The following is a 23,698-nucleotide window of genomic DNA, read 5'->3' on the forward strand; positions in this document are numbered from 1 at the left end:
GTGGGGCCGTTGTATCCACTACTGTTTGTGTTGCCTCTGTTGAATGATTGCCAGCTTTATCTGTTGATACTGCTTTAATTGGTGCTTGATATGCAAAAGGTGTATCAAATTCTGCTGTCCAGTTTCCTTGGGCATATGTCGCAACTTCTTTAGTTGATCCATCTGCTAATGTTAATTTCACGGTACTTGATGGTTCCGCTGTGCCTGTTACTGTGCTAGCTCCCGCTTCTACCTTGTTAATTACAGGTGTTTGCGGCGCTGTTGTATCTACTACTGTTTGTGTCGTTTCAGTTGAATGATTACCAGCTTTATCTGTTGAAACAGCTTTAATTGATGCTTGATAAGCAAAAGGTGTTCCAAATTCTGCTATCCAGTTTCCTTGTGAATCTGCCACAACTTCTTTTGTAGTTCCATCTGCTAATGTTAATGTCACTGTACTTGATGGTTCCGCTATTCCTGTTACAGTATTTGCGCCCGTTTCTACCTTGTTAATTACTGGGACTTGCGGCGCTGTTGTATCTACTACTGTTTGTGTTGCCTCTGTTGAATGATTGCCAGCTTTATCTGTTGATACTGCTTTAATTGGTGCTTGATATGCAAATGGTGCACTGAATTCTGCTGTCCAGTTTCCTTGTATATCTGCTTGTACTTCTTTAGTTGATCCATCCGCTAGTGTTATCTTCACGGTACTTGATGGTTCTGCTGTTCCTGATACTGTGTTTGTACCTGCCTCTACCTTATTAATTACAGGTGCTTGCGGCGCTGTTGTATCTTCAACTACTTTTGTTGCTTCTTGTGATGCATTACCAGCTTTATCTGTCGATACTGCTTTAATCGGTGCTTGATATGCGAATGGTGTATCAAATTCCGCTGTCCAGTTTCCTTGTGAATCTGCCACAACTTCTTTTGTTGATCCATCTGCTAATGTTAATGTCACGGTACTTGATGGTTCCGCTGTTCCTGATACTGTATTAGTGCCCGCTTCTACCTTATTAATTACAGGTGTCTGTGGGGCCGTTGTATCCACTACTGTTTGGGTTGCCTCTGTTGAATGATTGCCAGCTTTATCTGTTGATACTGCTTTAATTGGTGCTTGATATACAAACGGCGCATTAAACTCTGCTGTCCAGTTTCCTTGTGCATCTGTCACAACTTCTTTAGTTGCTCCATCTGCCAATGTTAATGTCACTGTACTTGATGGTTCAGCTGTTCCTGTTACAGTATTTGCGCCCGCTTCTACCTTGTTAATTACTGGGGCTTGCGGGGCCGTTGTATCTTCAACCACTTTTGTTGCTTCTGTTGATTGATTTCCAGCCTTATCAGTTGAAACAGCTTTAATCGGTGCTTGATATGCAAATGGTGCACTGAATTCTGCTGTCCAGTTTCCTTGTGCGTCCGTCACAACTTCTTTTGTCGATCCATCTGCTAATGTTAATTTCACGGTACTTGATGGTTCCGCTTTTCCTGTTACAGTATTTGTGCCTGCCTCTACATTATTAATAGTTGGCACTGTTGGGGCTATTGTATCTAACGCCTTCACAGATACTGTTTCTGATACTGTACCGTGTTTTCCAGTAGCAAACACTTGTGTAACATCGTTATGTTCTACTGTTGTTCCTTGCGGCAATTGTGTTGTCCACTGCCCATTTTCAGGTACCTCTACTTCTGCTTTTTGACCATTTTTAAATGTAACAGTTATCGTACTTCCCGCTTCTCCGGTACCGCTGATACTTGTGCTTCCAGCTTCAATCGGATTAACTACAGGAGTATCTACTCTATATGCCTCAACAAGCGGATTTAATATATTCATCAATTCTGCTTTAATATTCGGATCTGCATATTCTACGCCTTGGAATACTTTGAATAATTGGCTGCGGTAATCTCTTTCTGGGTGTGCTTGAATAGCAGCAGCAACTTGTGCCACATCAGATTGGATTGCTTCGTCATAACGGCGATTGGCATCAGTTTGTGTTTCACCATCTACAATGAAACCTTTATCAGTAAGTGTGTATGTCACTGTTTCTTGATCAGCAAGCGGTACTGTAACATTTTCTTTCGTTTCATTTCTAACTAAGACACGACGTGCAGCCGGTTCACGGTGATGCACAATTACTTTATCTCCATAGTCTAAATCAAATGTTTGTGTTTCAGATGAAAGTCTTTGATTACCGATATAGGATTTATCTAATACGTTTGTACCGTCTGCTTTTTGAATAGTCATGTGTGCATATTCATCTGTAAAGTAAACATGCGGTTGTCCTGCGTTTTGTTTGAATTCAATTTGTTTTGTGTCAGGGTTGTAGTTCGCTGACGCAAATTCAAAGTTAGATAAACCTCTTAACGAAATAGTTTGCGTTACACTGTCTTGCACATCATCATTTTTAGGATAGTTTAAAACTGCTTGGTTTTCTCCGCTTTCTTTTACTACAATATATTCACTTTCAGGTAATGCATATGTTGTAGATAATGGCGCTACGATTTTATATACACCAGCACGTACTTGAGGGAAGACTGCCTTACCGTCTACAACTTCTGCACTCGCAACCTCTTGAGTACCTTCCATCAAGCTTACTTTGACATTATCTGGTAAGGTTTGACCGTTAAGGTTCAGACTTACTTCTGCATCTGCACGCACACTAGTATCAGCTAAATCTGAAGATTTTACGAGTTCGTATGGTGTAGATAATCCTAGTTTTTGAGTTAAACGCTGTTGCTCTTCTGGATTGTTTATTAACAGTGATAAAGGATAAGTGTACGTGTTATTGTACGTATCTAATTGGTCTTTTAGGGTTTGCGGCAGATTGATTTTATATAAGTCAAAATATGCTGTACCGTTAATACCGTTATCAGCTAACCAATAAGTGTTGATCCATCTTGGTACATCTTGCGCAAAAGGTTTGCTGGCATTTGCCATATCCGCTTCTTCTTGTCGAATCCCTTTCCACAAATCAGTAAAGCCTTCAATTCCTGTTAAACGTACCATTTTCGTCATGAAATCAAGTCGTCCTCTAAAGCCTCCGTTCGCATAGCTTAAATCACCAGTGACTAATCTATCATTAAAGCCTTTTTGAACGCCTTCTTGGTTGCCTTCATACAGCCAACCATCATTAACACCCATAACTTCTGTTTGGTATTGGTTTGCTAGGATATTATTTTCTACTTCAATTAAATCCATTTTATGATCATATGTCATTGCGCCATCATAACCGTGACCCACTTCGTGAAGACCTAACCAGCCTTTTTCAAGATAGCCAGACATTGAAGTGTTGTTAGAACCCATGTTATTTGTAGAATAATAAGCTAACCCTGGACCATGCGCATCCGCAATCGTAAAGTACTTTTGTCCTACGTTGTAATGTACAGAGTTAATGTCATCATTTAATCCGACCCATTTGTCATAGTGATTAATCACATCTTCGTAATAGCCGATCATGTCATCTAAGTCCGTAAAGCCCCATCTTCCAGGATCTTGACCTAGGTTTGCGATTCTTTCACGGTCTTCTCTAGGAACTAAAAATGCAATTTTATCCCCATCTACATATCCGTAACTTGTATCACGCGCAGCCCAATCACTATCGAACGCTGCTTTGTCGCCGTTTTTGCGATAAGTAGGCAACGTCACACCTGCATTGTCTTGAACATAATATTCAACTACAGGTTGTTGATTCAATCCAGTAGGAATGCGTACAAATGCGGCACTATCAATACCTGTAGAGATATTAGTCCAGCTGCCGTCACGCGAAACAGTTTTATTTCGAACTTGTAATCTGTCATTCGTCATTAAATCTACACGCAAATCAGCTTCATTGCTGCCTTGTGCTTGGCGGATATAAAATTCTTTTCCAGCTGGTACGATCAATCCTAAACTTTCTCGTGCTTGATAAATACCGCGCTGCATTTTAGCTGTTTTCGCAACATCTGATTTCGGATATACCGGAATTGATTTCGAATATACTTGTTCCGTTACACCCTCTACATTGTCTACAGGATGTGCATTTGCAGCTGGTGCCGGTGCACTTGTATTTGTTATAGGTGCCTCAGGTGCAGGACTTGAAGCAGTCATAGCACGTGTTGCTGTTTCAGGAGCCGGTGCTGTTTCTGTTTGAGGTGCTGTATTGTTAGTTTCCTCAGTTTTTGGTGCTGCATCGGTATTTGTTGAAACTTCTGGCGCTGTCGTTGTTTCATTTGCTGTTGGTGCCGCTGTTTCTGTCTTAACAGTATCAGTTGAAGCTTGCGGCTGAGGTGCTGAAACAGGTTCAGGTTTCGTATCGACTTGGCTTGTTTGATTATCAGTTGAAGGTTGTTGAATCGTTGAATCTGCTGTTTTTGTGGAATCGCTTACAGATTCTGTTGGTGCAGTGGTTGCAGTACTTGTTTGTGTATTAAGTGGTTGTTCAGCACTTGCAGTGCTGCTGGGAGCTTGCGGATGGTTGGTATCATTAACTGTGGATGTGTCAGAGGCAGGTGCTTCTGCAGCTTGTGCTTGCTGATCTAGAGAGACATAAACTAACGTCCCGAATAAAACAGAAGCAATCCCTGCGCTGAATTTTCTAATGTGGTACTTATTTCTTAATTTTTTGTCAAAAAACAAATCATTTCGGTGCTTTTTAGGCATCTAACATTTCACTTCTTTCCTTTGTAATTCTATAACACAATTCTATCATTATCTTTTTGGAAATTGTGAAAAACTTATTAATTTACACAACTTTCATAAAAAACTTTTATGACTTGTTCGACATTTTTGAAGACACAATCTATCGTTATTTCAGTGCATTACTCAATAATTTGAATAGCCTATCCATAGTTCAACGCCTTTACACACAGTTAATCCTGCATTCATAATGAGTTCTTAAACATAAAAAAGAACGATGTAACCTTGTCGCAATACTGTTACATCGTTCTATTAAATTCCATTATTTAATTATAATAACCAACTGATAAGATTAATAATAAGTTTTCCAACAACCAGTATGATGGTCGTTTTCCTTTTATTTTCACCTAAAAAGTAGAATGCAGCCGCAAAAACTCCTATATCTATTAACGGGGTGATATACTTAATAGCGCCTAACGGTAGTCCTATCAGATCACTGAAAATCAGTGCAAAAACATTCGCAATGGTAAATCCAAGCAGCAACGACATATATAAACTTTTATTTTGATATGTATTACCGAGTTTAAAAACAAAAGCTAACAGTTTTAACAAAAAATACGTGACAAAGAAAGTAACCAAGCTAGATATAACTATTAAAATAACAACCAATAAGTTAATTTGTACATCTGACATATCCACACTGTCTTGAATACTGTCTAATTTTTGTGTAATGATGTGATCGTTTGCAGAAATGACATAAAACACTAATATCGCTGATATGACATAAGGTAGCAACGCAAGCAAATCAAGTAGTTGTGATTTAATTCTATTCATTCAAATTCCTCCGGTTCTATTTAAATCTCAATGGTTGAATCATTTAACCTAGACCTTTCAAAAAATTGTTATGTACCGCTTGCTTTTATAAACAAAAACCACTAATCATTTTTATAATATCATTCTTGAAATTAATGTTATATATATTCCTTAAACAGTAACTATTAATTCTCATATGTCAGAAATGTACATATACAAAAACACTTAGGTATCCCTAAGTGTTAGAGTTTAACTCGCTTTAAAGAGTGCTTATCAGCTATTAAATTTGAAATTTATAAAAACATGCAGATATAGCTAAAGTATCATTTTCAGCATTTGAGGATTTCAACCATATAGCAAACCTGTCTATTTTAAGACTCCCTTCCGTCGAGGGTGGTCTTAAATTACATACAAAAGTTTACCGCTTCATACCTTCTTTATTCAATCCAACTTGTTGTTAACATTGATATACAACACCACTAATAATCCTAGTAATATAAGAGACTGAAGCAGCACCGAGATCACCATAACCTTATCATTATTTAAAAATAAGAAGGCAATATCAGCTAACAGCCAAAAGAATGAGACGAACGCAGCGTACTTAAACATATTTATAGACTGCAAACTGAATTCTTTTTGAGCCAGTATCCAATTTTCTTTATTTTTCTTAGACTTTTTTGTTCGAAATCCCCAAAAAGGATTAATATCATCCGGCGGTATTTGTTGAAATAGCTTTCCTAATATTAAAAGAAAAATACTGCTTGGAAACAACACCATAATTAAAACGTCCTCTCTATATGTCAGTTCATCAGCTGTTACACATTATATCTAATTCATATATACCATTTCCCTTTAATCAAAGCACTTATTTTAAACAAAATAAATTAAAATAATATTTTAACACAACACCCATTCATTATTATTGTGTGAATTGTATACGTATAGAAATCCTATCGCTTTATAGTGATAAAAGTGTGCACAAAAAAACACGCCCTCAACTAAGCATAATAGTATGCCTTGTTAAGTGCGTGTTTTTAGTTAGTTGTTTACTTAATTAAACGTTGAATCTGAAGTGTACAACGTCACCGTCTTGCATGATATAATCTTTACCTTCTAAGCGCATTTTACCTGCTTCTTTAGCACCTTGTTCACCTTTGTTATCTACAAAGTCTTGGTAGCTTGTAACTTCGGCACGGATGAACCCGCGTTCAAAGTCAGTATGGATGATACCCGCACATTGCGGTGCAGTCATGCCTGTTTTGAATGTCCAAGCACGTACTTCTTGTACACCTGCAGTAAAGTATGTCGCAAGTCCTAATAAGTCGTATGTGCTGCGGATTAAACGGTCTAAACCTGGTTCTTCAATACCTAAGTCTTCTAAGAACATTTCTTTATCTTCATCGTCTAATGTCGCGATTTCTTCTTCAATTTTCGCGCTGATTACGATAACTTCTGAGCCTTCGTTATCAGCGTATTCTTTAATTGTTTTAACTTTTTCGTTATCCGCTTCATTCACTTCATCTTCGCCAACATTCGCAATATAAATCATTGGTTTTGAAGTTAAAAGCTGTGCTTGTTTAACGTATTTTGCATCTTCTTCATTGAATTCTAGACTGCGAATCGGATCTCCTGCTTCTAATGCTTCTTTAATACGTTCTAAAATACGTACTTCGTTAACTGCGTCTTTGTCTTTTTGACGTGCCATTTTTTCAAGTCTCGGCAAACGTTTGTCGACAGATTCTAAATCCGCAAGTACTAATTCCATATTGATAACTTCGATATCATCTAATGGATCTACACGTCCAGATACATGTGTCACGTTATCATCATCGAACGCACGCACGACTTGGCAGATTGCATCTACTTCACGAATGTGAGATAAGAATTTATTTCCTAATCCTTCACCTTTAGAGGCACCTTTAACAATCCCTGCGATGTCTGTAAATTCAAACGTTGTAGGAATTACTTTTTTCGGATTAACGATGTCTGATAGTGCATCTAAACGTGAATCCGGTACTTCTACAATCCCAACGTTAGGATCAATCGTAGCGAATGGGTAGTTCGCCGCAAGTGCACCCGCTTTTGTTATTGCATTAAATAGTGTAGACTTCCCGACGTTTGGTAAGCCTACGATACCAGCTGTTAAAGCCATTAGTCATTCTCCTTCTTTTTCGTATCATTTGATACAAGTATTTTCTTTAATTTCTTATTAAACTCTGTACGAGGCATCATAATACTTCGATTGCAATGTTCGCATTTAATTCTAATATCTGCACCCATACGAATAATTTTAAATCGATTAGCGCCGCAAGCATGCGCCTTTTTCATCTCTACAATATCATTCAGACCATACTGAGCCACCATTTACAATCCTCCATCATTATGAATTCTTATCATTGAGGTTTCTGTCCATCAAACTGCATCATAATCGGAACAGGTGATTTAATTCCCTCTTGATTCAAGAAATTAGCAACCTCTTTACGCAAGATACGTGATCCTGGTACTGCATTATTCGGCGTTGTTTCAGCCGCAATTTTCAAGATGTATGCATTACCTGTTAAATCCTCAATACCGAGAATTTCAGGTTTTGAGACGAAGACATAGTAGCTTGAATGTAATGTATCCAAGAACTCCTTAAGTTTGCTTTCTACCTTATCGACATCTTCATCCATTGCAATCGGCACTTCTATTAATGCCTTGCCGTTACTGATTGAGAAGTTGGTAATCTCTGACATCACGCTGTTCGGTAAAACTACTAATTCACCTGTATAAGCATGAATGCGTGTTGAACGCAGACCAATGGACTGAACTGTCCCTTCAGTAATAGGAGTCCCGTTCAAGTTAATTTTAACATAATCACCTACATCAAATTGGTTCTCGAATATAATAAAGAAGCCAGTAATGATATCTTTTACAATCGTCTGTGCACCAAAGCCGATAGCTAAACCGACTACACCAGCTCCGGCTAAGAGACCTGTGACACTGATACCGAATTTTCCAAGTATCGTTGTCAGCACAATAAACCATACAACATAACGTACTACGTTTTTTAATAAGGCTGTCAGTGTGACAGAACGTTTTCTGCCATGCGGATTGCGGTTTTGCAATTTAAAGAACTGATCAATTGATTTATTAACAAGGTTGATGATGATAATCGCAACTACAACGTAGATTACAATCATAATCAGCTTGTTCAAGATGTCAGCATAGGTGTCTGGTTTTGTCAGGGGTTCAATAAGTGAATTGAACACACCTCGTAATGTATTCCAAAAGGTATTCAAATGGTCGTCCTCCTGTCCTTTAACAACAAATATATATTTTACCATGAATACAACATAATTTCTTATGATTCACTATTTAATTGTTGTATTAAACGCATGAATTCCTCCTCTGACTTAAACTCAAAGGTAATTTGTCCTTTATTCTTTTTCGTAGTAATCGCGACTTTTGTGCCATAGTGTTCTTGAAGCAGACGTTCTTGTCTTTGAATCATGCGCGGTTTCTTTTGACTGGCTGCTTGTGTTGTCTGCTTTGTATCAGATGTCATTTCAGACAAATGTTGTTCTAGATAACGGACACTCCATGATGCTTTCATTGCTTGTTCAGCAACTTGTTTCATCAATGCCTCGTCCTTTAAAATCAATAAAGTTCTGCCGTGTGCACCTGATAACCGACCGTCTTCTACCCATTTTGCGATAGATTCAGGCAAGTTCAGCAATCGCAGCATATTGGCAATATAGGGGCGTGATTTGCCTAGACGCTGTGCGACGTCTTTTTGTGTCAAATGCAGATCATCCATTAGTTTACGGTAGCTTTTCGCTTCTTCTATTGCATTCAAATCTTCACGCTGCAAGTTCTCTATAATCGCCAGTTCCATCATCTCAGCATCTGTCATTGTTTTAACGATAGCCGGAATTTCAGTCTTCCCAGCTTTTTTTGAGGCTCTGAAACGCCGCTCTCCTACAACAATATGATAGCCTTGTACGGTTTTGCGCAAGATGATGGGCTGCAAAACACCATGTTCACGAATTGAAGCCGCAAGATCATCTAGCTTCAAATCATCAAAATGTTTTCTAGGCTGATACGGATTCGGCCGTATTTTATCTAAAGCTACACTTTCAACTTTGTGTTCTTGCTCATTACTCGAGTCATGCACGTTTCAGTCACCTCGCTTTGTTTTAAATTGAACATCATTAGTCCAAATCCTTATTTTTGTTCCTCTCTTATTGTATGAAAAATAGCGCACGCAATAAAGCAATTTTTCTTGTGAACTCTAAAAACTAGCCCAAAGTATGAGGGTTGAAAATAAAAATTTTCAAAAAAATTTTAAATCCCTTTATCCCTTGATACTCTAGGGGTTAACTCGGTTTTTATTTTCAGTATAGACCTACTATTCTGAAAATTCTGTTGACAAACGATTCAGAACCAATATACAATGTGGTCATCAACAAAAAACAAAACATTTTTCACCAAGAATGACAATTGAATATCGTTTCTAAACACGATAATAAGGAAAGTAGAACTTACACTGCTGGCACAGAGAGCTTCCGTCCGCTGAAAGGAGGCACAGAAAGAAAGTTTGAAAATGGCCTTGGAGTGGTGGTGTCGATATGAGGCATCAACGGGGGCGCCCGTTACAGCGCTACAGTATTAACATTTTTGCATAATGGCGTACTGGAATGACGCATAACGTTATTTTAAAAAATCTTGCAGCGATTGCTGACATATAGATAACGTACCACGGACTTCAGTATCGGCCATGAACAGATTTAGCGTACTGGAAGAGGTTGCTTTAGCAATAAAGCAGCGAATTAAGGTGGTACCGCGAAGCTCAAGCTTTCGTCCTTTACATCCGAATCTTTTTTCGGGTTTAAAGGACGGAAGCTTTTTTTCGTGGTCAGCTTCCCTCCTTAGTTCCAGACCTTCCGCAGCCAAAAGCAATCTCAATAACTAAAGGAGTGTATTTCAATGTCACTATCACCAGAAACAAATTTAATTAAGTACCATCAATTCCCGAACATTGCAGCAGCCAACCCGCCACTTTACGACTCATCGACTTTCCCGACAGCATTGATCGGTTCAGAGGTCCCTTACGATTACGCAAGATCAGGTCATCCGAACAGAGCATTGTTAGAAGAAAAGCTTGCAGCCTTAGAAGATGCCGAGTACGGAATCGCATACAACTCAGGAATCGGCGCAATTTCAGCAGTCTTCTTCTTACTGAAAGCCGGAGACCACTTAATTATTCCTAACGATGTATACGGCGGAACATATCGCCTATGCGAACATGTATTGCCAGGATTTAATATCGAGGTCACAGCTGTTGATACAACTAATCCATTAGAAGTGGAGCAAGCGATTCAAGACAATACGAAATTGATTCACCTTGAAACACCTTCTAACCCATTGTTTAAAGTGACAGATATCCAAGCGATTACAGAAATAGCGAAAGCACATGACGTACTCGTTTCAGTGGATAACACTTTCTTAACACCGTTATCGCAAAAGCCGCTGCATTTAGGTGCAGACATCGTCATCCACAGTGCAACGAAATTCTTAAGCGGCCATAGTGATTTAATCGCCGGTGCAGTAGTTACAAATAATGCGGAAGTTGCGGAATCTTTGAGATTCCTGCAAAACACTTTAGGAAGCGGATTATCAGCTCAAGATAGTTGGACATTAACGAAACATCTTAAAACGCTTTATGTCCGCTGGAATCAATCAGTGAAAAACACTGAAAAAATCGTTGAATTCTTAAGAACACGCCCTGAAATTACTAACGTGTATTACCCAGGAAATGATGACATTAACCAACGCCAAGCTGAAAACGGCGGTGCAGTACTCGGCTTTAGATTAAGCGACCCTGATAAAGTGCCGACATTCGCTAAAGCCTTGAAAATCCCGCAAATCGCAGTCAGCTTAGGCGGCATTCAAACCATCGTATCTCATCCAGCCACAATGTCGCATGCTTCTGTTCCAGAAGATGTGCGCAACGAACGCGGAATAACGTTCGATCTATTGAGACTGAGTGTGGGCTTAGAAGACCCAGACGAGTTGATAGCAGATTTTGAAGCAGCATTGGAGGAAGCATACTATGAGCCGATTTCTACAAACTTTGAGCAACAACGTATTAGTAGCTGACGGTGCAATAGGAACGATTCTCTACTCAGAAGGGATCGATACTTGTCCTGAAGCATATAACCTGACACACCCTAAGAAAATAGAACAAATTCATCGATCTTACATTGAAGCTGGTGCAGATGTGATCCAAACCAATACTTATGGTGCTAACTTCGAAAAACTTCAAGTTTTCGGGTTGGAACACCAAGTGAAAGATATCATTCGTGCCGGCGTAAGAATAGCAAAGCAAGCAGCCAATGAAGACACTTTTATATTAGGAACTGTTGGAGGTTTTAAAGGTGTGAAACAAAATGAATTGTCGCTTTCGACAATCCTTTATCACACTGATATTCAAATTGAAACATTGATAGACGAGGGTGTCGACGCACTCCTCTTTGAAACTTACTATGATTTAAACGAACTCTTGCAAGTGATCAGAGCGACGAAGAAAAAGTATAACATTCCTGTTATCGCACAATTAACCGCTTCTAGCACCAACTACTTGCAAGACGGAACTGAAATTAACGAAGCATTAAAACAAGTGGAAGCTGAAGGTGCAGATGTCATCGGCTTAAACTGCCACCATGGCCCGCACCACATGCAGCAATCTTTCACACATATCGAGATTCCGCAGCACGCGATTCTCTCATGTTATCCGAATGCCAGCCTTCTTGATTTTGAAGACTCAGCCATTCATTACAGCGATAACGCCGCATACTTTGGAAAAATTGCGGAAACCTTAGTGAAAGAAGGCGTCCACTTAATCGGCGGGTGCTGCGGTACCACACCTGAACATATCCGCTTCATCAAACAAGCGGTGGAAGGTTTGAAACCGGCTTTAGAAAAGAAAGTCATCCCGATTAGAAGAAAAAGCAATTACCCTTCTATCCCGGTGCAAAAAGACAATCTGACAACTAAAGTCAAAGCAGGCCCGACAGTTATTGTAGAACTTGATACACCGAAACACTTAGACACAACCAAATTCTTTGCCAATGTCAAAAAGTTAGACAAAGCGAAAATCGACGCGATTACTTTAGCAGACAACTCGCTAGCAACCGTACGTGTCAGCAACATCGCAGCTGCCAGTATCATTAAGCAGAATTACAATATTGAACCGCTCGTGCACATTACCTGCAGAGACAGAAATTTAATCGGTTTACAATCTCACTTGCTCGGCCTATCACTGCTCGGCATCAATGAGATACTCGCGATTACAGGTGACCCATCTAAAGTGGGGCATCTGCCAGGTGCATCGAATGTTTATGATGTAAATTCTAAAGGCTTAGCTGAACTTGCTGTACGTTTCAACGACGGCCTTAACATTGACGGCGGCGCATTGAAAACAAAAACCAACTTCAATATTGCCGGTGCATTCAATCCGAATGTCCGCAAGATGGAAGCAGCAATCAAACGGTTAGATAAGAAAGTCGACAGCGGTATGAATTACTTTATTACACAGCCGGTTTACACGGTCGAACGTATTAAAGAAATCGCTGAAAAGACTGCACATCTCGACACACCGTTCTTTATCGGTATCATGCCGATCACAAGTTATCGAAACGCACAATTCTTACACAATGAAGTACCTGGCATTTCATTGCCAGATGAAGTATTAGAACAGTTTGAAGCGGTCAAAGACGATAAACAAAAAACCAAAGAATTAAGCTTGCGCATCTGCCGCAAACTTATTGATGAAGTGATACAACACTTTAACGGTCTTTATCTGATTACACCCTTCGAACAAGTAGATTATTCACTCGAACTCTCAACTTATTTTAAAACTCAAACTGAAAAAAACCAGGAGGCAATAATATGACAATTAAAACAGCTAATATCGGATTCCCACGTTTAGGACGCAAAAGAGAATGGAAAAAAGCAATCGAAAGTTACTGGGCAGGCAAAACAAACTATGATGAATTAACAACAACTTTAAACGACTTGCACAAAGAAAACTTATTATTACAAAAACACTATAACATCGACAGCGTACCGGTTGGAGATTTCTCATTATATGACCACGTTTTAGACGTATCATTATTATTCAACATCATTCCAGAACGTTTCCAAGGCCAAGAAGTTAATGATGATTTATTATTCGATATCGCACGCGGTACTAAAGAAAACGTAGCAAGTGCTTTAATCAAATGGTTCAACACTAACTACCACTACATCGTACCTGAATGGGACAACGTAGAACCTAAATTAAACCGCAATGTCTTATTAGAACGTTTCGAATTTGCAAAACAATTAAATGTGAATGCACACCCAGTGATCTTAGGTCCTGTAACATTCGTTCAATTATCACGCGGCGGAGAACAATCATTTGAAGAAAAAATCGAAGCATTGCTTCCATTATACAAAGAAGTATTGCAATCACTTGTAGATGCAGGTGCTGAGTACATCCAAATCGATGAGCCTGTATTAGTTACAGATAACGCAAAAGAATTACAAGACGTTACACGTCATGTCTATGACTACTTCGAAAAAGCTGGATTGGCTGACAAATTAGTCATCCAAACTTACTTCGAACATGTTGATTTAGACTTCGTCAACACATTACCAGTTAAAGGTTTCGGTTTAGACTTCGTTCATGACCGCGGCGAAAACTTAAAACAAATCAAAGAAGGCAAATTATCTAAAGATAAAGCTTTATATGCAGGTATTATCGACGGCCGCAACGTATGGGCTGCAGATATCGAAGCGAAAAAAGAATTAATCGAAACATTAGAAAACTATACAGATGAGTTAGTCATCCAACCTTCTTCTTCATTATTACACGTACCTGTTTCATTAGATGATGAAGAATTAGATGAATCTATCGAAGAAGGCTTAAGCTTTGCGACTGAAAAATTAGACGAATTAGACGCTTTAAAACGTGTTATCAACGATAACGACAGCGAAAAATACAATCAATTAAAAGCAGCTTACGAACGCTTCCAAAACCAAGCATTCAAAAACCTTGAATATGACTTTGACAGCGTACGTACACATCGTGAATCAGCATTCCCTGAACGTAAAAAAGTTCAAGATGCACGCTTAAAATTACCAGAATTACCAACAACAACAATCGGATCATTCCCGCAAACTAAAGAAGTTCGTAAAAAACGTGCAGACTGGAAAAACCACCGCATCAGTGATGAAGAATATAACCAATTCTTACGCGATGAAATCGCACGCTGGATTAAAATCCAAGAAGATATCGGCTTAGACGTATTCGTTCATGGTGAATTCGAACGTAACGACATGGTTGAGTTCTTCGGCGAAAGATTACAAGGCTTCTTAGTTACTAAATACGGTTGGGTTCAATCATACGGTTCTCGTGCGGTTAAACCACCAGTTATCTATGGAGACGTTAAATGGACTAAACCAATCACAGTGGAAGAAACAGCTTATGCTCAAAGCTTAACTGACCACCCTGTAAAAGGTATGTTGACTGGTCCAGTTACAATCTTAAACTGGTCATTCGAACGTGTAGACATTCCGCGTCATGAAGTTCAAGATCAAATCGCTTTAGCAATCAACGAAGAAGTATTAGCACTTGAAGATGCTGGTATTAAAATTATCCAAGTAGACGAACCAGCATTACGTGAAGGTTTACCATTACGCTCTGAGTTCCATGAAGAGTACTTAAGCCAAGCATTGCATTCATTCCGCTTAGCTACATCTTCAGTGGCGGATGCGACACAAATTCATACGCATATGTGCTATTCTCAATTCGGCGAAATCATCCATACAATCCACGACTTGGATGCAGATGTTATCTCAATCGAAACATCACGCAGCCATGGTGCTTTAATCAAAGACTTCGAGGATGTAACGTATGATTTAGGTATCGGATTAGGTGTATATGATATCCACAGTCCGCGTATCCCGACTGAAGAAGAAATCACAGTTGCGATTAACCGTGGTTTACAAGAAATCGACCGTTCATTATTCTGGGTTAACCCAGACTGCGGCTTGAAAACACGTAATGAAGATCAAGTAAAAGAAGCATTAACAGTTTTAGTTTCAGCAGTTAAAAAATTAAGAAATAAAGAAGGACAAGAAACAGCGTAATACAAGTTTCAACTTTATAGGCAAAGGCTTGCTAGTGGGAGAGCAGTCTCAAGTACCACTAGTCAGCCAACCTATAAAATAACCGCCATACATTTCAAAAAGCACCAAAAACAAATCAGTCAGTAAGAGGTGTTCAAGATGAGTTATCCTTTATGGGATCAGCTGAAAAGTTTGAAAGAAAATGAATGGGTGGATTTAACACATACATTCGATTCAGACAGTCCACATTTCAGCGCATTAGAAGCAGCATACATTGATACGATCAGTACAGTTAAAGAAAATGGTTATTTTGTACAAAGATGGAGTGTTGCCACACAATATGGTACACACATTGATGCCCCCATCCACTTTGTAGAAAACAGAAGATATTTGCATGAATTAGATTTAAAAGAATTAGTATTGCCATTAATTGTTCTCGACTATTCTAAAGAAGTTGCGGAAAATCCCGATTTCCGTTTAACTAAGCAGCATTTATTAGAATGGGAACAAGCAAACGGCCGTATTGAACCAGATACATTCGTCGCATTCCGCAGTGATTGGTCACACCGTTGGCCGAATGTGGAACAATTTGAGAATAAAGATGCAGAAGGCAATCCTCACGCACCCGGATGGTCACTCGATGCATTGCAATTCTTATTAGAAGAACGCGGCGTACGTTCAGTAGGCCATGAAACATTCGATACAGACGCTTCAGTCGATGTCGCAAAACACGGCGATTTAATCGGTGAACGTTATGTACTGGGACAAGATACGTTCCAAATTGAGTTATTAACTAACTTAGACCGTCTCCCACAAAGAGGTGCAGTCATTTATACCATCAGTCCAAAACCGGCAGATGCACCAGGATTCCCGGTCCGTGCATTTGCGATTACACCAAACAAGCAGTAATGGACCGCGATCATCCATTACGTGCTGCCATTATTAAATTTTAAAAACGACTCCTTAAAAGTTATGAGTAAATACAATAAAAAGTTGGCTACGTTGCCCTGGGTCCTCAGGAATTGGGGCAATGAATCGCCACTGTTCTTAAACCCGATAAGAACATTTCTTTTCATAATCCATACTATTTCTAACCCGATACGAAATAGTAAAATTAAAAACCGCCTATTTCCCGATATTAGGCAAACTATACTCCTTTTTTACTACTAAAAAACAAGAGGTACTGAATATAAAGCCGCATTTCCCACCACCCCGTGAGTGCACAGCCTTTATATTCAGTACCTTATTTTGATGCAAAAAATCACCGCTCGCAGATGATAGTCAACAAGCAGTGATTGAATGATTGGTTTTATTTAATTGAAAGCAAATACTTATTTAAGCTTTATACATATCACTTAATGATTTTAACCGCTTCGCAGCCTCATCCAACTGTGCATCATCTAATGCAAGAGAGACACGTACGTAATTACGGCCATTTTCCCCAAACGGAATACCTGGAGCAACTAAAATAGATTGATCTTGAAGCAAGAATTCCACAAATTGTTCGCCATCATAACCTTCTGGTGTCGCTAGCCATAAGAAGATACCGCCAGTCATTGGTTCATACGGAATGTTGCCTTCATCTAAGATTTCAGTGAAACGGTCGCGGCGTGCTCTAAAGACTTCACTTTGTTTATCTAAGAAATAATCATAGTTATTGAGCGCAAATGTCGCCGCATCTTGTAAAGCACCAAACATACCTGCATGGTGATGTGTATGATATTTCTTAAGTGCCGCAATCACGTCTTTATTACCGACCGCAAAGCCTACACGATAGCCTGACATGTTATAGCCTTTAGACAGCGAATATACTTCAATTGCGACGTCTTTACCGCCTTCTGTCTGCAAGATACTCGGATTCTTATGATCAAAGCCGAATGCCGCATAAGCAAAGTCATGTACTATCTTCGTTTGCGTACCTCTAAACTTTTGAACCACATCTTCAAACACATCTTGTGTCACTGTAGAGCCTGTAGGGTTATTAGGGTAAGTTAAATACACTAACTTAGTCTGACCTAAGACTTCCTCCGGTACTTTATCAAAATCAGGTTGATAGTATGGCGGTTCAAGCTCTAAGGCATAAGGTTTCGCATCCGCAAATAAGACCCCTGCTAAGTAGTCTGTATAACCAGGATCTGGCAGTAAAACATAATCTTCAGGATTCACAATACAGTTAGGCAGACCGACTAACCCGTTTTTAGTACCATATAAGATACAAACTTCATCATCTTTGTCTAATTCAACACCGTATTGGCGCTGATAGAAATCCACAATCGCTTGTTTGAATGTGTCTTTCCCTTGGAATGCGACATACTTTTGGTTTTCTGGCACACGCAGTGCTTTCGCAAACTCATCTACGATACCTTCAGGTGTTTCCCCGTCAGGAATACCTACAGCCATGTTGATGAGGGGAAGCGGTCCATGTTCTATTTTTCTCCCCATTGTTTTTCCAAAGTAACTGTCCGGAATTTTTGATAATCTTCTTGAAATGACCAAATTACGTCCCTCCTTAAATAATGAAAAAGCTATACGTTACCCCTAAAGGAACATATAGCATAACTATGTATTTCTCACAATATTGGTAATTGTTTATCACCTCTATTATTGTAAAAATTCTGACATTTGTCAAATAAGAAAAGACTTCCTATGTTTACACATAAGAAGCCAGCTTTCTTCGCTTATATACGTCGTCCCTTAGCATCATATTTCTCAACTGATCCATCTGCATTGATAATATATGAACCTTCTAAGTTACCAGCTTTATCTAAGATAGAGAAGCCCCAACGACCGTCTCCCATTTGTTCAGGTTCTTTATACGTATACTTGCTTGTGTCTAACTTATGTCCTTCATATGCCTCTACTTTATCAATCACATTCGCACGTGTGACTGTTTCACTTGATGATGATGAACTGTCTGAGTCTGAATCACTATCTGTATTCAAATTTCTTGTATCAGGATGATACGTTTCATCCACCGAAATTAAACTTACAATTTTAGGTAAATCGGGATCACTTTTATATTTTTCATACAAGTCTTTTATATTATAAACTTTTCCATATTCAAATATCTCTTTATACTTAAGAATAGCACCTTTTTCTCCTAATACTGCAATTTGGGTATCATTAATCGCGACTTTAACATGGAAGTCAAATTTGACACCACCATTACCACCTTCAGTTGCTACTAAAATATCTGCATTTGAAGGTCTTTTTACTTCTTTAAAATCAACCTCACGTATGAATTCCATTGGATGATTTTTATTAAAACGGGAATCGTTAAAGATTTGAGAAGGTGTTAACATCCATTCTGAAGTTGGTGGCGCAAGTATTGCTAAAGCAATTTTATCGGCTTTAGTTAATTGATCAAAGCTTTTATAAACGCCCTTTTTCGATTGAGATTCATGTTTGTTGTTATTAGTATCGTGCTGTTTTGATTTATTACTATTATATAAATCTGAAAGGCTAGCATCAGATTTTTTCTGTGTTTGATGATTCTTATCGTCTTTCGATGAGTCAGATGAATTTGTTTCTCCTTGTCCACATCCTGCAAGTAACAAAGCCAGTACAGCAGATGACACAAAAACTGTGTTTAATTTCATGTTTGCCACCCCCTAGACTCGTTGTCCCTTAGCATCATATTTCTCAACTGATCCATCTTTATTGATAATATATGAACCCTCTAAGTTACCAGCTTTATCTAAGATAGAGAAGCCCCAACGGCCGTCTCCCATTTGTTCAGGTTCTTTAAATGTATACTTGCTTGTATCTAATTTATGTCCTTCATATGCCTCTACTTTATCAATCACATTCGCACGTGTGACTGTTTCACCAGATGATGTACTTTCAGATTTATTTGCACTTTGAGAAGCTTGGTTATTATTAATAGGTGCATTAGTAATTTCAATCATTGATGCTACTTTTTTGAAGTCTGGATTAGAACCATATTTTTGATATAAATCTTTAATATTATAAATTTTAGTAAAGCTTTCATTTACTAATTGTTGATAAGAACTTGCCGCTTGTCCACCTGTAACAATAACTTGATTATTACTCACGCCAATAAGAGTGACACCTCCACCTTTACCTGGACGTGCTACATAAAATGTTGTTCCTTGTGGTATATTTGTGACCATTCCTGGACTAATTGTATTTAATTTGTATATATTAATTGGTCGTTGTTCATCGACATTACCAGTAGCTCTAAATCTAAATGAATGATTCAACAATTCATTTGCTGTTACAGCCATATCACTGACTGCCGGTTCAAATAATGCTAATGCAACTTTTTCATTAGGTGCTAGTTGTGCTACATCTTTTTCAAGTGTTTTAGTGTCTTTATGTTTCTTGTCAAGTGAGTCAGACGAGCTTTCTTTATGATTGGAATGGTTTTCTTTTTTATCTTGTTTTGTTTTCGATTCTTTTTGGTTGTCTTGATTATTACTTGATTGTTCTTGTTCTTTTTGTCCACATGCAGTTAGTAACAAGGTCATTGCTGCTAAAGTTGATGCTAATAGTCTTACTTTCATGTCATATCCTCCGATGTCGTAAATATAAGTAATCATTTTCATTATACATATCTAAGTGGACATAATATGTCTAATCATGTATAAAAATAAAACCACTCGTTCCTAAGAACGAATGGCTGTTAGCGTTTATACACTCTTATTTTAATTTCTAAATAGTCTTCGTGGTCGCGTTCTTTTTGTTCTACGCGAAGTCCGCTTTTCTCTATTTTTTCAAAACTGCTTTGAAGTGCTTCTTTTGCTGGTGTGAGGTCTTTTGTGAATTGGAAGTTTTGTGCTTTGACTTTTTCAGGTCCGACTTTCGCTTTCACTCTGGCCTCTGTTTGTTTCACATTCAAGTGCTGATCAATAATGATTTGAACCATTTCTTCTTGTTCTTCATGTGATAAGCTCAGCAATGCACGTGCGTGACGTTCTGTTATTTTACCTTCTGCAAGTTTAGAAAGCACTTTTGGCGCAAGTTTTAATAAACGTAGTTTGTTTGCGATAAAACTTTGGCTTTTACCCACACTTTGTGCGAGTTCGCTTTGTGTTGTATCTCCAAGTTCTAATAACTTTTGATACGCTTCCGCTTCTTCAACTGCCGATAGATTTTCACGTTGAATATTTTCAATCAACGCAACGACTGCCGTTTCTTCATCTGTCATCTCGCGAATAATGACATCCGCGTATGCCATATGAATACTGCTCATAGCACGGAAACGACGTTCACCTGCAATGATTTCATACATGCCCTCTTCAATCGGTCGTACCACAATCGGTTGAAGCAATCCATGTTCTTGAATGGATTCCGCAAGTTCATCAATCTTTGTCTGATCAAAGACTTGTCTTGGTTGATAGCGGTTAGGCACAATCTTCTCAATTTGAATAGATTCAACATGATTATTGCGATCTTCTTCAGTATAGCCTGTCATATCTTCATCTTTGTTTGTTAAACCGAATAGTTTAGAAAAAGGCTTTTTCATTCCGCAATCTCTCCCTCTAAATATAATTATATACTAATATTTATTTTTATTTTAGTAAAGGAGATTTATTAGGCGTACCTGCTTTTCTAGGATACTTTTTAGGGGTTTTACTGCGCTTTTCGATGATAATCATTTGGCGTTCGCCTGCATCATCCGGCAGTTCAAAGGTTTCTACCGCTTCGACTCTTCCTCCAAACACACCAATCGCAAATCGTGCTTCTTCAAGTTCCTCTTCGCCTTTTGAAGATTTCATTGCCACAAAGTGTCCGCCTGTCTTAACGAGCGGCAAGCATAACTCGCTCAGTACTGTTAAACGTGCAACGGCACGTGCTGTCACAATATCATAAGACTCCCGGTTGTCTCCGCGTGTATTGCCGAAGTTTTCAGCTCGCTCATGGACAAAGCTCACACCTGTTAATTCTAAAGCATCCGCAAGATGATTTAAGAATTGAATACGTTTGTTAAGTGAATCCACAATCGTTACTTTCAACTGCGGGAAGACAATTTTTAGCGGGATACTTGGGAACCCTGCACCTGCGCCTACATCACAGATGCTGAGTTCTTTTGTCATATCCATATAAAATGCGGCTGTGATGGAATCATAAAAGTGCTTCAAGTACACTTCTTCTTCATCCGTGATACTTGTTAAATTCATCTTTTCGTTCCATTCAACCAGCATTTTGTAATAAGTTTGAAACTGTTGTTTTTGTTGGTCGTTCAAAGTAATGCCATGTGATTCTAGCTTATCAGCCAACCATTCAACACTCATTTATTTCACCCTTTCAAGCTTACCTTGTTCAAGATAGATCAGTAAAATTGAAATATCAGCAGGGTTAACGCCTGAAATACGTGACGCTTGTGCAATGTTTAATGGTTTAACTTCTGCTAATTTTTCACGTGCTTCGCTCGCTAAGCTGTCAACTTTACTATAGTCCAAGTCGTGTGGAATTTTCTTTTGTTCCATACGTTTTACTTTTTCGACTTGTTGTAATGATTTATTGATATATCCTTCATATTTCGTTTGAATTTCTACTTGTTCTTCTACTGCTGCCGGAATTTGATGTTCTTCCTCTAAAATATCAAGAATCGCTTGATAATCCATTTCCGGACGACGCAGTAATTCAATTGCTAAGATACCGTCTTTTAATGGTGAACCGCCATGAGCTTTGATTACTTCTTGCGTATGTTCATTAGGTTTAATACGAATGTTAGATAAACGGTCGATTTCTGCTTGGATTTGATCACGTTTTTCATTGAAACGCGCATAACGTTCATCAGAAATCAATCCTAATTCATGACCTAAGTCCGTTAAACGCAAGTCTGCATTATCATGACGTAATAATAAGCGGTATTCTGCACGAGATGTTAATAAACGGTAAGGTTCGTTTGTTCCTTTGGTAATCAAGTCATCGATTAATACACCGATATAAGCATCTGAACGGCTTAATACTTTTTCACCTGTGCCGAGCACTCTGCCTGCAGCATTGATTCCGGCCATTAAGCCTTGGCCAGCCGCTTCTTCATACCCAGACGTACCATTGATTTGGCCTGCTGTGTATAAGTTTTTGATTTTCTTAGTTTCAAGAGTCGGCCATAATTGTGTCGGTACTAATGCATCGTATTCGATTGCGTAACCTGCACGCATCATGTCTGCTTTTTCTAAACCAGGAATCGTTTGAAGCATTTCACGCTGAACATGTTCTGGCAAGCTTGTAGACAATCCTTGAACATAAACTTCGTTTGTGTCGCGGCCTTCTGGTTCTAAGAATAATTGATGGCGCGGTTTATCATTGAAACGCACATATTTATCTTCGATAGATGGGCAATAACGCGGGCCTGTACCTTTGATCATACCTGAGTACATCGCAGATAAATGCAAGTTGTCATCAATCACTTGGTGCGTTTTATCATTTGTATAAGTCAGCCAGCATGGCAGTTGGTCTAAAATAAATTCAGTTGTTTCAAAGCTGAATGCACGTCCTACATCATCACCTGGTTGGATTTCTGTTTTGTCATAATCAATTGTTTTAGAGTTCACACGCGGCGGTGTACCTGTTTTGAAACGTACAACTTCAAAACCAAGCTCGCGCAAGTTATCAGCAAGTGTAATTGATGGTAATTGGTGGTTAGGACCGCTTGAATACTTCAAGTTGCCTAAAATAATTTCACCGCGTAAGAATGTACCTGTTGTGACGATGACTGCTTGAGAGCGGTATTCTGTACCAATGTTTGTACGAACACCTTTAATTTCGTCACCTTCAATGATTAATTCATCTACCATTCCTTGCATAATGTGCAAGTTCTCTTCATCTTCTAGTACACGTTTCATTTCACGTTGATACAATGCTTTGTCTGCTTGTGCTCTTAATGCACGTACTGCAGGTCCTTTACCTGTATTCAACATACGCATTTGAATATGCGTTCTATCTATTGTCTTAGCCATTTGACCGCCTAATGCGTCGATTTCACGAACGACAATCCCTTTAGCGGGGCCCCCTACTGACGGGTTGCATGGCATAAATCCAACATTATCTAAGTTAATTGTCAGCATCAGTGTATTCGCACCGCGGCGCGCTGAAGCGAGACCTGCTTCGATACCCGCATGTCCGGCACCGATGACAATTACATCATAATCCAAAGCCATAGTTTAT

General features: G+C 38.8%; 17 protein-coding genes and 1 other annotated feature. Of the genes, 4 read left to right on the forward strand and 13 right to left on the reverse strand.

All coding sequences use genetic code 11. The features are described from left to right. From DVJ99_RS10030 to DVJ99_RS10060, 7 genes are all read right to left on the reverse strand, one after another. Positions 1-4,615: Ig-like domain-containing protein (locus tag DVJ99_RS10030; protein WP_114604099.1), on the reverse strand; the 4,615-nt coding region annotated here is incomplete at its 3' end. A gap of 306 nt (positions 4,616-4,921) precedes the next feature. Beyond that, entirely contained in the window at positions 4,922-5,425 is a 504-nt protein-coding gene (locus DVJ99_RS10035; RefSeq protein ID WP_114604100.1) for a hypothetical protein, read from the reverse strand. A 420-nt stretch (positions 5,426-5,845) separates the two neighbouring features. Further along, positions 5,846-6,181, reverse strand: a complete 336-nt coding sequence (locus DVJ99_RS13490; RefSeq protein ID WP_114604101.1) for an SdpI family protein — start codon at positions 6,179-6,181, stop codon at positions 5,846-5,848. Between the two features lie 277 nt (positions 6,182-6,458). Beyond that, positions 6,459-7,556: a redox-regulated ATPase YchF gene (gene ychF, locus DVJ99_RS10045; protein WP_105994085.1), complete on the reverse strand. Its 1,098-nt coding sequence runs from the start codon at positions 7,554-7,556 to the stop codon at positions 6,459-6,461. Then, complete coding sequence (locus DVJ99_RS10050; protein ID WP_105994084.1) at positions 7,556-7,768, reverse strand: DUF951 domain-containing protein; 213 nt, start codon at positions 7,766-7,768, stop codon at positions 7,556-7,558. Before DVJ99_RS10050 ends, ychF begins: the two co-directional genes overlap by 1 nt. 29 nt (positions 7,769-7,797) lie before the next feature. Further along, the gene (locus DVJ99_RS10055; RefSeq protein ID WP_232167532.1) at positions 7,798-8,685 is read right to left on the reverse strand and encodes a mechanosensitive ion channel family protein; all 888 of its coding nucleotides are present in this window, start codon (positions 8,683-8,685) and stop codon (positions 7,798-7,800) included. A 62-nt stretch (positions 8,686-8,747) separates the two neighbouring features. Continuing rightward, a complete protein-coding gene (locus tag DVJ99_RS10060) occupies positions 8,748-9,560 on the reverse strand; it encodes a ParB/RepB/Spo0J family partition protein (protein ID WP_114604102.1) in 813 nt (270 codons plus the stop codon). 339 nt (positions 9,561-9,899) lie between these two features. Then, positions 9,900-10,254 (forward strand) — a binding site (T-box leader). Positions 10,255-10,372: 118 nt separating this feature from the next. On the opposite strand from DVJ99_RS10060, the gene DVJ99_RS10070 reads away from it, so the two are divergent. The 4 genes from DVJ99_RS10070 to DVJ99_RS10085 all read left to right on the forward strand — a co-directional run bounded on the left by DVJ99_RS10070 (position 10,373) and on the right by DVJ99_RS10085 (position 16,468). Further along, positions 10,373-11,545 carry a trans-sulfuration enzyme family protein gene (locus DVJ99_RS10070; RefSeq protein ID WP_114604104.1) on the forward strand — a complete coding sequence of 391 codons (1,173 nt, stop codon included), beginning with the start codon at positions 10,373-10,375 and terminating at the stop codon, positions 11,543-11,545. After that, complete coding sequence (locus DVJ99_RS10075; protein ID WP_105994079.1) at positions 11,499-13,340, forward strand: bifunctional homocysteine S-methyltransferase/methylenetetrahydrofolate reductase; 1,842 nt, start codon at positions 11,499-11,501, stop codon at positions 13,338-13,340. Before DVJ99_RS10070 ends, DVJ99_RS10075 begins: the two co-directional genes overlap by 47 nt. Further along, on the forward strand, positions 13,337-15,580 hold the full coding sequence (gene metE / locus DVJ99_RS10080) for a 5-methyltetrahydropteroyltriglutamate--homocysteine S-methyltransferase (protein ID WP_114604105.1): 2,244 nt from the start codon (positions 13,337-13,339) through the stop codon (positions 15,578-15,580). Before DVJ99_RS10075 ends, metE begins: the two co-directional genes overlap by 4 nt. Before the next feature lie 138 nt (positions 15,581-15,718). Further along, positions 15,719-16,468 carry a cyclase family protein gene (locus DVJ99_RS10085; RefSeq protein WP_105994077.1) on the forward strand — a complete coding sequence of 250 codons (750 nt, stop codon included), beginning with the start codon at positions 15,719-15,721 and terminating at the stop codon, positions 16,466-16,468. A 426-nt stretch (positions 16,469-16,894) separates the two neighbouring features. Here DVJ99_RS10085 and DVJ99_RS10090 read toward each other — a convergent pair whose 3' ends face one another. From DVJ99_RS10090 to mnmG, 6 genes are all read right to left on the reverse strand, one after another. Next, the gene (locus DVJ99_RS10090) at positions 16,895-18,055 is read right to left on the reverse strand and encodes an aminotransferase class I/II-fold pyridoxal phosphate-dependent enzyme (RefSeq protein ID WP_114604106.1); all 1,161 of its coding nucleotides are present in this window, start codon (positions 18,053-18,055) and stop codon (positions 16,895-16,897) included. 182 nt (positions 18,056-18,237) lie between these two features. Beyond that, positions 18,238-19,158, reverse strand: a complete 921-nt coding sequence (locus tag DVJ99_RS10095) for a hypothetical protein (protein ID WP_114604107.1) — start codon at positions 19,156-19,158, stop codon at positions 18,238-18,240. Positions 19,159-19,170: 12 nt separating this feature from the next. Beyond that, the gene (locus DVJ99_RS10100) at positions 19,171-20,085 is read right to left on the reverse strand and encodes a hypothetical protein (protein WP_114604108.1); all 915 of its coding nucleotides are present in this window, start codon (positions 20,083-20,085) and stop codon (positions 19,171-19,173) included. Between the two features lie 119 nt (positions 20,086-20,204). Then, the gene (noc, locus tag DVJ99_RS10105; RefSeq protein WP_114604109.1) at positions 20,205-21,047 is read right to left on the reverse strand and encodes a nucleoid occlusion protein; all 843 of its coding nucleotides are present in this window, start codon (positions 21,045-21,047) and stop codon (positions 20,205-20,207) included. 46 nt (positions 21,048-21,093) lie between these two features. Continuing rightward, positions 21,094-21,816: a 16S rRNA (guanine(527)-N(7))-methyltransferase RsmG gene (gene rsmG, locus DVJ99_RS10110; protein ID WP_105994069.1), complete on the reverse strand. Its 723-nt coding sequence runs from the start codon at positions 21,814-21,816 to the stop codon at positions 21,094-21,096. Next, positions 21,817-23,691, reverse strand: coding sequence for a tRNA uridine-5-carboxymethylaminomethyl(34) synthesis enzyme MnmG (gene mnmG / locus DVJ99_RS10115; RefSeq protein ID WP_105994068.1), 1,875 nt, complete (start codon positions 23,689-23,691; stop codon positions 21,817-21,819). Between the last annotated feature and the right edge of the window lie 7 nt (positions 23,692-23,698).

Source organism: Staphylococcus sp. EZ-P03 (assembly GCF_003344575.1).
In the GTDB taxonomy this organism is placed as follows: Bacteria; Bacillota; Bacilli; order Staphylococcales; family Staphylococcaceae; genus Staphylococcus; species Staphylococcus simulans_B.